The sequence below is a fragment of the Streptomyces sp. NRRL B-24484 genome, assembly GCF_000717715.1.
GTDB lineage: Bacteria > Actinomycetota > Actinomycetes > Streptomycetales > Streptomycetaceae > Kitasatospora.
In genome coordinates, this window is record NZ_JOAI01000038.1 from 70,471 (window position 1) to 82,925 (window position 12,455).

10 protein-coding genes are annotated in these 12,455 nt (G+C 76.4%); 6 read left to right on the plus strand and 4 right to left on the minus strand.

Translation table 11 applies throughout. From position 1 onward, the window contains the following. Positions 1-209 precede the first annotated feature (209 nt). The 3 genes from IE98_RS51240 to IE98_RS0129315 all read left to right on the plus strand — a co-directional run bounded on the left by IE98_RS51240 (position 210) and on the right by IE98_RS0129315 (position 2,645). Complete coding sequence (locus IE98_RS51240; protein ID WP_234443724.1) at positions 210-620, plus strand: hypothetical protein; 411 nt, start codon at positions 210-212, stop codon at positions 618-620. Positions 621-626: 6 nt separating this feature from the next. Then, positions 627-1,649, plus strand: a complete 1,023-nt coding sequence (locus IE98_RS0129310) for an Acg family FMN-binding oxidoreductase (protein WP_030274099.1) — start codon at positions 627-629, stop codon at positions 1,647-1,649. A 369-nt stretch (positions 1,650-2,018) separates the two neighbouring features. After that, on the plus strand, positions 2,019-2,645 hold the full coding sequence (locus tag IE98_RS0129315) for a hypothetical protein (RefSeq protein ID WP_030274102.1): 627 nt from the start codon (positions 2,019-2,021) through the stop codon (positions 2,643-2,645). Between the two features lie 44 nt (positions 2,646-2,689). Here the strand turns inward: IE98_RS0129315 and IE98_RS0129320 are convergent, their stop codons facing one another. Next, complete coding sequence (locus IE98_RS0129320; protein WP_030274104.1) at positions 2,690-3,769, minus strand: hypothetical protein; 1,080 nt, start codon at positions 3,767-3,769, stop codon at positions 2,690-2,692. 145 nt (positions 3,770-3,914) lie between these two features. Between IE98_RS0129320 and IE98_RS0129325 the strand changes: the two genes are divergently transcribed. Beyond that, complete coding sequence (locus IE98_RS0129325; protein WP_030274106.1) at positions 3,915-7,520, plus strand: hydantoinase B/oxoprolinase family protein; 3,606 nt, start codon at positions 3,915-3,917, stop codon at positions 7,518-7,520. A gap of 107 nt (positions 7,521-7,627) precedes the next feature. On the opposite strand, the gene IE98_RS0129330 is transcribed toward IE98_RS0129325, so the two are convergent. Beyond that, a complete protein-coding gene (locus IE98_RS0129330; protein ID WP_030274107.1) occupies positions 7,628-8,605 on the minus strand; it encodes a LysR family transcriptional regulator in 978 nt (325 codons plus the stop codon). A 218-nt stretch (positions 8,606-8,823) separates the two neighbouring features. Between IE98_RS0129330 and snpA the strand changes: the two genes are divergently transcribed. Further along, positions 8,824-9,474 (plus strand): snapalysin, encoded by a 651-nt coding sequence (snpA, locus tag IE98_RS0129335; RefSeq protein ID WP_030274109.1) that lies wholly within the window; start codon positions 8,824-8,826, stop codon positions 9,472-9,474. Positions 9,475-9,538: 64 nt separating this feature from the next. On the opposite strand, the gene IE98_RS51245 is transcribed toward snpA, so the two are convergent. Both IE98_RS51245 and IE98_RS0129345 read right to left on the minus strand, forming a co-directional pair. Then, positions 9,539-9,670, minus strand: a complete 132-nt coding sequence (locus IE98_RS51245) for a DUF6126 family protein (RefSeq protein WP_234443725.1) — start codon at positions 9,668-9,670, stop codon at positions 9,539-9,541. A 79-nt stretch (positions 9,671-9,749) separates the two neighbouring features. Then, a complete protein-coding gene (locus IE98_RS0129345) occupies positions 9,750-11,363 on the minus strand; it encodes a sigma-70 family RNA polymerase sigma factor (RefSeq protein ID WP_030274110.1) in 1,614 nt (537 codons plus the stop codon). A 257-nt stretch (positions 11,364-11,620) separates the two neighbouring features. Between IE98_RS0129345 and IE98_RS0129350 the strand changes: the two genes are divergently transcribed. After that, entirely contained in the window at positions 11,621-12,250 is a 630-nt protein-coding gene (locus IE98_RS0129350; protein ID WP_043175410.1) for a LysE family transporter, read from the plus strand. Positions 12,251-12,455: the final 205 nt, after the last annotated feature.

Here is a 12,455-nt window from a genome sequence, read left to right on the forward strand (position 1 = left end):
GTCGGCCGGACGGCAACCACACCGGACCTGCTCGGCGAATCCGACGGGGCCGGCCAACCGGTGGGCCCGTCCCGGCGGCTCTGCCACGATCGGGTGCACGGGAGTGCTGGACGGGGTGGCGGGCCGGGTCGCCGGCGGGGCGACGGTGGAGTTCCGCCCGAGCGGTTCGTCGATGGTGCCGCCGATCCGCAGCCGGCAGCCGGCAGCCGGTGGTCGTGGCCCCGGTCGACCCGTCGAAGCTGCAGGTCGGCGACATCGTGCCGGCCCGGGTCGCCGGGACGGTGTACCTGCACCTGGTGTCCGCCCTGGAACCGGCCCGCCGCCGGGTGCGGATCAGCAACAACCGCGGCCGGGTGAAAGGCCGGACGGGGTACGAGCGGGTCTTCGGCATCCGCCTGTCGGTCGACGGCGCACCCCGGCTCGGCGCGGCGGAGAAGACCCGGCGCGGCGGAGAAGACCCGGCGCTGAGCGGCGCCGTTTCCGGCCGGCCGCGGTCGGGAACCCGCTCGGGCGCCCGGCCGGGACCCCCGGCCGGGCGCGGGGGGCCGTTGGGCCCTACCGGGTGCCCGCCGGTGCGGCGCACGCTCGAAGCACCGACGGCACACCGCGGCAAGGAGTGATCCACCATGATCAGCCCGGCCCTCACCCTCGACGAGCTGCGCGCCCTGGCCGCCGCCGGCGGCGCCGCACCCTCCCTGCACAACAGCCAGCCGTGGCGGTTCCGGCCGAGCGCCGACCGGCGCCGGCTGGAGGTGTACGCGGACTACCGGCGGGCCGTGCCGGTCACCGACCCCGACGGGCGGGCGCTGCACATCTCGATCGGCGCCGCACTCCTCAACCTGCGGGTCGCCGCCGTCCACCACGGCCGCGCCCCGGTGCTGCGGCTGCAGCCCGGCCACCTCGGCCGGCAGCCGATCGCCGAACTCGACCTCGCCGAGGGGCTGGGCACCGGCCCGGAGCCGTTCGGCCGGAACCTGTACCCGGCGGTGTTCATCCGCCACTCCAGCCGCCAGCCCTTCGCCAACCGGGACGTGCCCGAGGTGGTGCTCGGCGAACTCCTGCACGCGGCCGCCGCCGAGGGCGCGCAGATGACCGCCCTGGAGGAGTCCGAGGTGCGGCGGGTGCTCGACCTCACCGCCGAGGCGGAGGCCCGGATCGCCGGCGACGTGGCCCGCCAGGCCGAGACCCGCACCTGGCTGCGGCCGGAGGCACCGGCCGTGGACGGCATCCCGGCCACCGCCCTCGGCCCGCAGGACCACGACGCCCGGGTACCGATGCGCAGCTTCACCGGCCGCCCGCCCGCGCCGGCCGTCCTCGCCCCGCCGCCCACCCGCAGGTTCGAGGCCCTGCCGCAGCTGGCCACCCTGACCACCCGCGGCGACCGCCCGGCGGACTGGCTGCGGGCCGGCCAGGCGATGGAACGCGTCTGGCTGCTCGCCACCCTGTACGGGCTGCGCGTCTCCGTCCTGCACCAGGCCGTCGAGTGGCCGGACACCCGGGGGCTGCTCCGCGACCCCGAACAGGGCCCGGGCCACGTCCAGTTGGTGCTGCGCTTCGGCTACGGTCCGCCCGGTGCCGCCACCCCGCGCCGTCCGGTCGACGAGATCCTCGACCTGCCCGCGGCGCCCGGTTCCGCACAGGGAGCGTGACGACTCCGCAGGCCGGCGGTGACCGCCGCGGGCGAGCAGCCCGGCGCACGGCGGCGCCGACGCACCGGCAGCACTCCTGACGTCCCGCAGGAGCGTGCCCGCAGTCCGCCTCCGGCACCGACCGGCGGGTGCTGCCGGTCGACCACGACCACGGCGAACCGGTGGTCCCCTTCCCCCGCGGGGACGGCCCGCACCTCGGCGCCGTCGCCCGCTCCCGCACGGACGCGAGGGCGTGCGGGCGCCCGTCGACGGGTACGGTCGGCGCTGACCCGGACACCGACGGGCCGTGCGATCCGGGAGGGCTGCGCGGCCCGCTGCGGCGGACCGGTACGGGACGGGCGGCGGGCACCGCCGCGGAGGGAGAGCACCATGGCGCAGCACACCGACGGGTCCGCCGGAGCGCGGCAGGCCGCCCTGCTCGGACTCGCGGCCGAAGCACTGCGGTCCGCCACCGCGGCAGCCCTGGGCACCACCTCGGGTGCCGCGGTGGACGACGCCGTCACCGCCGCCGAGCGGGCCCTGCAACCGCTCCTGGACGCCGTCGGGCCGGACGCCGCCCCGCTCGCCCGCTCCGGCCCCGGAGCGTCCGGCACCCGAGACCTGCTCGCCGAGGTGCACCTCGGCGCGGACGCCCGGGAGCTGGGCGGGACGGCCCGCCGCATCACCGCCGCGGCCGCCGCGCGCCGCACCCGCGGACCCCTCCCGGCCGACCTGCGCCGCCCGCTGGAGACGATGGCGGCCCTCGGCCTCGCGATGCTCGCCACCGCCGCCCGGAGCCTGCCCGACCCCCGGGGCGACCACCTCGCCGAACTCCACGGCGACCGCACCGAAATGGCCCGCCACCAGGCCGTCCTGTACGCCCGTCTGCTCGACGCCGACCCGTCCCCGGCCCGCGCCGACACCGTCGACGCCGTCCTGCTCGCCGGTCACTACGACCGCTGCGCCCACCACGCCCTCTCCGCCGCCCGCCACGCCGCGCTGTTCGCCGGCCGCTGACCGCCGTTCACCGAACGCCGCCCCGCAGAGCCGGGCGCCGTCCGCTACGGCAGCCCCGCGGCGGCCGTCGCATCCCGCAGCAGTCCCGCCGTGCGGGGATCGAGGACGGCGCCGGCGTGGGCGACGAGCGCCCCGGCGAGTTCCGGGTCGGCCGGGTCGACCGTCAGCAGGCCGTCCGGCACGAGCACGGCGAGCAGCGCGGCCAGCACCTGCGCGTAGGCGGTGGACGCCGTCGTCGGCACTGCCGCGGCGAGTTCGCCGGCGCCGACCACCAGCACCCCGCCGACCGTCCGCTCGGCGCCGGGCACGGCCGGTTCGACCGACCGGCCGTCGGCGTCGCAGACCAGGTCGACCACCACCGACCCGGGCCGCAGCGAGCGGACGGCCGCCGTGTCGACGGCCGTGGGTGCCGCATCGGTGCTGCTGATCACCACGTCGAACCGGGACAGCACGGCCGCCCGCCGCCGGACGTCCCAGGAGCCGAGCGGCAGCACGAACCCGCCGTGCGCGGCGATCGCCGCCTGCGCGGCCCGCCCGGTGTCGTACGCGTGGACGGTGGCGCCGAGCCGGCGCGCGGTGTCGATCGCCCGCAGCCCGGCCGGGCCGGCACCGAGCACGAGGACGAGGGCGGGGTCGGTGACGCCGCCCGCCAGCTCCCGGCCGAGCCGGTCCGCGGCGAGCAGGACGGCCTTGTACCCGGCCAGCGAGGCCTGCCCGGTGTCCGCGTCGAGGCGGCCCGGCGGCAGGCCGGGCCGGGCGGGCGGGTCGGTGCCGATCAGGGTCAGGCCGGCGTCCGCCCAGCGCCGGACCAGGTGCGGAGCCCGGTGCGGCCGCAGCAGGCAGACCAGCACCCGGCCCCGGCGCAGCCGGGCGACGGTCTCCGCGGCCGGCCGCCGGACGGCGGCCAGGACGTCGGCCCGGGCCGCGAGTTCCCCGCCGGCGACGACCTGTGCACCCGCCGACGCGTAGGCGCTGTCGGGGAAGCCGGCCGCAGCCCCGGCACCGGCCTCGACCAGGACGTCCGCCCCGAGTTCGCGGACGCCGGGCACGGCGCGCGGCACGAGGGCCACCCGCCGCTCGCCCGGAAGGCCCTCGCGGCACACGCCCAGCACCACGGTTGCCATCGCCACTCACCGACCCGCCCGTGTCCACCTCCAGTATCACCGTCCACACCGTCTCCCCGCCCGCGCGGCCCCCGCAGGCGTTTGCGGTGCCCGCGCGCCCGGCCGGAGACTGGACGTACGCGGGGAGCCCCGCTGGGAGGCGGCCGTGACTGCACCGGGCTGGCAGTTCTGGGTGGACCGCGGCGGCACCTTCACCGACGTCGTCGCACGGCGCCCCGACGGCCGGATCGCCACCTGCAAGGTGCTCTCGGAGGACCGCGGCCACCGCGACCCCGCGGTCTCCGGCATCCGGACCCTGCTCGGACTCGGCCCGGACGACCCTCTCGCGGACGTGCCGATCGACGCCGTCCGGATGGGCACCACGGTCGCCACCAACGCCCTGCTGGAACGCACCGGCGAGCGCACCGCCCTGGTGATCACCCGGGGCTTCGGCGACGCCCTGCGGATCGGCTACCAGAACCGGCCGCACATCTTCGCCCGCGAGATCGTCCTGCCCGAGCAGCTCCACGAGCGGGTGATCGAGGCCGACGAGCGGATCACCGCCGACGGCACCGTGCTGCGCCCGCCCGATCCCGACGCGCTCGACGAGGCCCTCGGCGCCGCGTACCGGGACGGCGTCCGCTCGGTCGCGGTGGCCTGCCTGCACAGCCATCTGCACCCCGGCCACGAACGGCTGATCGGCGAGGCCGCGCGCCGCGCGGGCTTCGCCCAGGTGTCGCTGTCCAGCGAGGTGAGCCCGCTGATGAAGCTCGTCCCGCGCGGCGACACCACCGTGGTGGACGCCTACCTCTCGCCGGTGCTGCGCCGCTACGTCGACCGGGTCGCGGAGGCGCTGCACGGGGTGCGGCTGATGTTCATGCAGTCCAACGGCGGGCTGGCCGAGGCCCGGCACTTCCGCGGCAAGGACGCCGTCCTCTCCGGGCCGGCCGGCGGCATCGTCGGGATGGCCCGGATGTCCGAACTCGTCGGCCACGACCGGGTGATCGGCTTCGACATGGGCGGCACCTCGACCGACGTCTCGCACTACGCGGGCGCGTACGAGCGGGTGTTCACCACCCAGGTGGCCGGGGTGCGGCTGCGGGCGCCGATGCTGGCGATCCACACCGTGGCGGCCGGGGGCGGTTCGGTGCTGCACTTCGACGGCAGCCGCTACCGGGTCGGCCCCGACTCGGCCGGTGCCGTGCCCGGCCCGGCCTGCTACCGCGGCGGCGGCCCGCTCACCGTCACCGACGCCAACCTGATGCTGGGCCGCATCCAACCCGACCGGTTCCCGCAGGTGTTCGGGCCCGGCGGCGACGAGCCGCTCGACCTCGCCGCCGTCCGGCAGCGGTTCACCGCGCTCGCGGCGGAGATCCGGGACCGCACCGGGGACGACCGCGGGCCGGAGGAGGTCGCCGAGGGCTTCCTGCGGATCGCCGTCGCCAACATCGCCAACGCGGTCAAACGGGTCTCCGTCCAGCAGGGGCACGACGTCACCCGGTACGCCCTGACCGTCTTCGGCGGCGCGGGCGGTCAGCACGCCTGCGCGGTGGCCGACGCACTCGGCATCCGCACCGTGCTCGTCCCGCCGCTGGCCGGGATGCTGTCCGCGCTCGGCATCGGACTGGCCGACACCGCCGTCCTGCGCGAGCAGTCGGTCGAGACACGGCTGGAGGCCGCCGCGATGCCCCGGATCGAGGCGCTCGCCGAGGAGTTGACCGCCGCCGCCCGGGCCGAGCTCGCCGCCGAGGGCATCCCCGAGGAGCGCATCCGCACCGTGTGCCGCGCCCACCTGCGGTACGACGGCACCGACACCGCCGTTCCGGTGGACCTCGCCGACGCCCCGGCGATGACCGCCGCCTTCGAGGCCGAACACCGCGCGGTGTACTCCTTCCTGATGGACCGTCCGGTCGTGGTCGAGTCGCTGGCCGTCGAGGCCACCGGGCTCACCGACCAGCCCGACCTCGCCCCGCTCGGCGCGTCCCCGGACGGCCCCGCCACCGACGGCGGGGCCGGGGCCGACCACGTCACGCTCTGGTCGGCGGGCCGCCGGCAACGGGCCGCGCTGCTGCGCCGCGAGGACCTGCGCCCCGGGCGGAGCGTCGCCGGGCCCGCCGTCGTCACCGAGTCCGGCTCCACCACGGTGGTCGACGAGGGCTGGCGGGCGACCCGCGTCCCGCTCGGCCACCTGCTGCTGGAGCGCACCACCGCGCCCGCCGCGGCCGACGCCACCGCCGCAGCCGACCCGGTCCTGCTGGAGGTCTTCAACAACCTCTTCATGGCGATCGCCCAACAGATGGGCGCCCGGCTGGAGTCCACCGCCCAGTCGGTCAACATCAAGGAACGGCTGGACTTCTCCTGCGCCCTCTTCGACCCGGAGGGCAACCTGGTCGCCAACGCCCCGCACATCCCCGTGCACCTCGGATCGATGGGCACCACCGTCAAGGAGGTGCTGCGCCGCCGCGCCGGCGCGATCCGGCCGGGCGACGCCTACGCGGTCAACGACCCGTACCACGGCGGCACCCACCTGCCCGACATCACCGTGGTGACCCCGGTCTTCGACGACGCGGGGGAACGGCTCCTGTTCTTCGTCGCCTCCCGCGGCCACCACGCCGAGATCGGCGGCCTGACGCCCGGGTCGATGCCGGCCGCCAGCCGCCGGATCGAGGAGGAGGGCGTGCTCTTCGACGACTGGCTGCTGGTCGAGGACGGCCGGCTCCGCGAGGCCGAGACCCGCCGGCTGCTCGGCTCCGCCCGCCACCCGTCCCGCAACCCGGACGCCAACCTCGCCGACCTGCGGGCGCAGATCGCCGCCAACCGCAAGGGCGTCGACGAGGTCGGTGCGATGATCGAGCACTTCGGCCTCGACGTGGTGCAGGCCTACATGCGGCACGTCCAGGACAACGCGGCCGAGGCCGTCCGCCGGGTGGTCGACCGGCTGGAGGAGGGCAGCTGCCGCTACGAGACCGACTCGGGCGCGGTGATCGCCGTCCGGGTCGCGGCGGACCGGGAGCACCGCACCGCCACGGTCGACTTCACCGGCAGCTCGCCGCAGCTGGCCGGAAACCTCAACGCCCCCTCGGCGGTGGTCACCGCGGCGGTGCTGTACGTCTTCCGCACCCTGGTCGCCGACGACATCCCGCTGAACGACGGCTGTCTGCGGCCGCTGCGGATCGTGGTGCCGCCCGGTTCGATGCTGGCGCCCGAGCCGCCGGCGGCCGTGGTCGCCGGCAACGTGGAGACCTCGCAGGCCCTGGTCGGAGCGCTGTACGCGGCGCTCGGCGTGCAGGCCGAGGGCTCCGGCACGATGAACAACGTCAGCTTCGGCAACCGCCGCCACCAGTACTACGAGACCCTGGGCTCCGGCTCCGGCGCGGGGGAGGGCTTCGACGGCGCCCCGGTCGTGCAGACCCACATGACCAACTCCCGGCTCACCGACCCGGAGGTGCTGGAGTGGCGGCTGCCGGTGCTGCTGGAGGAGTACGCCGTCCGCCGGGGCAGCGGCGGCGCGGGGCGCTGGCGCGGCGGCGACGGTGCGGTGCGCCGGCTGCGCTTCCGGGAACCGATGACCGTCAGCCTGCTCACCGGCCACCGCCGGGTCCCGCCGTACGGCCTGGCGGGCGGCGCACCCGGAGCGCTCGGCGCCAACCGGATCGAGCGTGCCGACGGTACGGTCGAGCACCTCGCCGGCTGCGACTCGGCGGAGGTCGCGCCCGGCGACGTCCTGGTCGTCGAGACCCCGGGCGGCGGGGGCTACGGCCCGCCCCCGTAACGGCACGGACCCGGGGGCAACCCGGCAGGGGCGCGGGCTCGGGGCCGGCCAGGCAGGGGCGCCGGGAGCGTGACTTCCGGGCTTCCCGATGACCCCGGCCGTGCGCCTCACGCCCCCGCGGGGGCCAGCAGGTGGCGCAGCGACCGGTTGTGGCGGCGCAGCCAGGCGCGGTAGGCGGGGTTGACGCTGGCCAGGTCGAGGTAGGCCCGGCGGAGGTCGGCGTAGAGGTCGTCCAGCACCTGGCCGCCGACCGCGCCGGGTCGCCAGGTGAGCAGCAGCCGGACGGCGAGCGGGTCCCCGTGCACCGGCCGCAGCACGGTGCCGGGGCCGGGCGGCGAGGTGGGCTGGCACGGGCGGACGGCCTCGCCGGAGGCGACGAGTTCCGCGGCGGTGGCGTTGTCCCGGACCTGGACGACCCGCGGGTCGAGGCCGGCCTCGGCGAAGACCCGGCGCAGCGCGGCGTACTCGTGGTCGGCCGTCGGGTCGACCATCCAGGTGTCCCCGGCCAGGTCGGCGAGCCTGACGACCGGCCGGCCCGCGGCCGGGTGGCCCTCGGCGAGCGCGACGAACTGCGGCTCGCGGGCCATCAGGACGCGCTGTTCGGTGCCGGCCGGCACCCGCAGCGGGAAGCCCTCGCTCTCGTGCACGAAGGCGATGTCGAGCTGTTCGGCGGCGACCAGCTGCAGCAGGGCGATCGCCGAGATGTCGATGTGGATGGTGGTGTCGGTGTCCGGGAGCCGGTCGTGGACGCGGCGCAGCCAGGCGGCGACCGCGCGGCTGCCGACGCTGCCGATCCGCAGCCTCCGGCGGCCCGGCCCGGCGGCCTCCTCGCGGGCGGCGGCGACCAGGGCGTCCATCTCACTGATCACGGGTCTGGCTCTGGAGAGCACCGAGTGGCCGAGCGCGGTCGGGCGGCTGCCGGTCTGCTCGCGGGTGAACAGCCGGCCGCCGATGGTCCGTTCGATGCGGTGCAGCTGGGTGGTGAGCGACGGCTGGGTCATGCCGAGGCGACGGGCGGCCTTCCGGACGCTGCCGGTGTCCGCGATCGCGCACAGCACCCGCAGGTGTCGGACGTCGAGCTCCACGACGGGAGCATAACCAGCCGCACGCCCTCCGCCAAGTGCATGTCAAGAAATGCTCACGTGACGTCAAAGCGCCGCCGGGCCAGGGGTATTGACCGGGGCTATCGCCGATTGCCATCTCCGCGGCCCGCCCGCGCTGCCCCAAGCTCGGTGCATCAACCGTCACCGTGTCCCGACGGGCCTCCCCACGGCCCCCGGGACCCGCGAATGGAGTCCCCCACATGAACCGCTCCATGACCGTGCTCGCCGCTGCCCTCGGACTGGCCCTGGCCTCCGGCGCCGCCGCGGCACCCGCCTCCGCGGCCCCCGTCAAGGCCCCCGTCCAGCAGGGCGTCCAGGGCTACACCTCGTCCGCGGGCTACGCCGGCTCGGCCGCCGAGGAGGCCGGCAACAAGGCGTTCTACCAGGCCGTGATGAAGTCCGCACTGGCCAAGAAGGCCGCCAACCCCTACCTGAAGGCCGTCGTCGTCACCTACGACGCCAGCCGGGCGCCGTCCTTCGCGAGCATCATCTCCCAGAGCGCCCAGATCTGGAACGGCTCGGTGAGCAACGTCCAGCTGCGCTCCGGCAGCAACGCCGACTTCCGCTACTACGAGGGCAACGACTCCCGCGGCTCGTACGCCAGCACCGACGGCCACGGCGGCGGCTACATCTTCCTCGACTACGCGCAGAACCGGCAGTACAGCTCGCTGCGGGTCACCGCGCACGAGACCGGCCACGTGCTCGGCCTGCCCGACCACTACTCCGGCCCGTGCAGCGAGCTGATGTCGGGCGGCGGCCCCGGCACCTCCTGCACCAACCCCTACCCGAACTCCGCCGAGAAGCGCCGGGTCAACTCCCTCTGGGCGAACGGCTTCGCCGCGGTCGGCTGACACCGGTACCGAACGCCGGCGGCCCGGCCCCCCGGAGGAAGGGGGGCCGGGCCGCCGGATGCGCTCAGTGCCGCCCGCCCAGGGCGAACAGCAGGATCACGAATCCCGCGAACAGGTGCGTGCCCGCGATGTAGATCGTGGCGCGGATCAGCATCGCCCTGCGCCTGGTCCTCTCGTCGCGGACGGCCTCGCTCACGGCAGCTCCCGGTGTCGGCCCCCGGCCTCTCCGGGGCCCGTCCATTGTGCACGGTCGCGCGGCCGTCCCGCGGCGCCGGTCAGGGCGCCGAGCCGAAGTCCTGCGTCCACCACGGGCCGCCCTCGCCCAGGTGCACACCGACGCCCAGGTCGGTGAAGCCGCAGTTCAGGATGTTGGCCTTGTGCCCGGGGCTGTCCATCCAGCTCTTCATCACGTCCGCCGCGTCGCGCTGGCCGCGGGCGATGTTCTCGCCCCAGCTGCTCCACTTGTAGCCCGCCGCGTCGATCCGCGGCTGCGGGCCCTTGCCGTCCGGGTTGGTGTGGTCGAAGAAGTTCCGCGCCGCCATGTCGTCCGAGTGCCGCTGCGCCGCGAGCTCCAGCTTGTCGTCGGACTTCACCGGGGTGCAGCCGACCTTGCTGCGCTCCTCGTTGACCAGCTGGACGACCTGCTGCTTGATGCTGAGCGTGCTCGGGTCGGGGCTCGGGCTCTTGGTGCGGCTCGCCGTCGGGGTCGGCCGGGGGCTGGGGGTGCGGCTCGGCGTCGGGCTGGGCGAGGGCGTCGGGGTCGGCGACGCGCTCGGGCTCGGCGACGCGCTCGGCGAGGACGCGGAGGGGGACGGCTGCCGGCTGAAGACCTCCGCCTGCACCTGGGCCGGCGCGGCCGGCGGCTCCGCGGTCACCCGGGGCGCGGCACCGGGCAGTGCCACCGCGACGATCGCGGCGGTGGCGGCGGTCACCGCGACCGTGCCGCCGACCGCGAGCGGCATCCGCGGCCGGGCGCTGCCGGCCCCGCGGTGCGCGCCGCGGCCGCCGCCGCCCCGCCGGTGCGAACGCGGCAGCGACCGGCCGTGCGAGACCGGGTCGGGGGACGGCGCCGGCGCGGGGGCGGCCGGCGTGGGGGAGAGGTAGGCGCCCAGCGCCCCGAGGTCGCCCGCGGAGACCGGCACCATGGCCAGACCGGCGAGCAGCCCCTCGGCGGGGAAGAGCCCGCTCCAGTGGCGGGAGCAGACCGCGCACTCGCGGGCGTGCCGGGCGATCCGCTTGCGCCACAGCGCGCTCGGCACGCCGTCCCAGCGGGCGGTCAGCTCGGAGAGCGGGCCGCACCGGTCGGCCACCGCCAGCGCCCGGACGACCACCCGGGCGGTCTCCAGCTGGCCCTTCATCCGCTGCACCCGCACCGCGGCGTGCTGCGGCGGCAGCTCCAGGGCGCCGGCCAGCTCGGCGCGGGTCAGCTCGCCGGCCGCCTCCAGCCACCAGAGGGCGAGCAGCTCGCGGTCGGCCTCGTCCAGCCAGCGGGTCGCCTCGGCGACCTCGCGGCGCTGCCCGGAGAGACCGAGCCGGACGATGGTGAGGTCCACGAAGTCCGCGCCCGGGTCGGCGACGTCGTAGGCGTCGCCGAGGCCGTCGTTCCCGTAGGAGGTCTGCAGGCGCTCGTGGTGCCTGCGGCGGATCTGGTTCATGGCGATCGCCACCAGCCAGGAGCGGAACCCGGCCGGGTCACGCAGGCCGTGCAGGCCGTCCATGGCCCGCAGCAGCGTCTCCTGGACGACGTCGTCGGTGTCGGAGTGCCCGCCGAGCGCCCGGCCGACGATGTTGTAGAGCAGAGGCAGGTGCCCGCTGATCAGTTCGTCCGTGGCGTACTGGTCGCCGGCCCGGGCCTGCACGACCAGCAGTGCTGCGCGGTCACTGTCCATGGCGTGGTCCACCTTCTCGGTCGGGCCGTGGTGCGGCCCCGTGCTGTGCTGCTGTCGTACTGGGAGATCGTCCAACGCGCTCCGGATAACGGAAAATCGCACCGCATTTCCGTTCGGCCCTCCGGACGCGTGTGCGCAAGGACGGTAGCCCACCGCCCGCACGGCCCGGCACCCCGCGGTTTGGCCGCCGCCGGGGCGGGACGGCCCGCGGGAAAAGTCGCTCGCGCGGAGCAGGGGGCGTCCGCCACCCTGGCGCGATGGTGGATTCCCTGGTGAGTACGGCTGCGGCGGGTGCCGCGGCGGGTCTGGGCGTGGCGATGCCCCTCGGCGCAGTCGGTGTGCTGCTGCTGCAGGAGGGCGGCCGGGGCCTGCGCCAGGGAGCCGCCGCCGCGACCGCGGTGGCGCTGGTGGACTTCGTGTACGCCGCGGTCGCGGTGCTCGTCGGCCCGCGACTGGTCGGGCTGATCGGCGGCGGCGAGGCCTGGGTGCGGGCGGTGGCCGCCGCGGTGCTCGCGGCGATCGCCCTCCGCGGACTGCTCTCGCTGCGCGGCGGCGGCGTCCCCGGGGCGCCGGCCGCGGCCGCGGAGCCCGGCCCCGCCCGCCGTTCCTTCCTCCGCTTCGCCCTGCTCACCCTGGTCAACCCGACCACCGCGCTCTACTTCACGGCCCTGACCGCGGCCCGGGGCGCCGCGGCCGCCGGGGCGGCGGTGGCCGTGGTGTTCGCGGTCGCCGTGTTCGCCGCCTCGCTGGTCTGGCAGCAGCTGCTGGCCGCGGCCGGCGCCTTCGCCGGCACCCGGCTCACGGTGCGGACCAGGCGCGTGACGTACGCGCTCGGCTACGGACTGGTGCTCTGCTTCGCCGTCCGGCTCGCCTGGCCGACCGGCTGACCGAGGCCCGCCGAGGGGTCGGTGTGGTCGCCGCCACACGCGCGGCCCTCCGTCGGGTCCGCGTGGTCGGCGCTCTGTGGCCCACCGGTTCACAGGGCGTCGACCGTGTGGTCCGGTTCACGGACGGTTTGCGGTGGTGCGGGTCACATCGGGGGGTGGGTGGTGGGGGTCGGGCCCGTGAAATGGGGGTCGGCTTTCGGTGGAT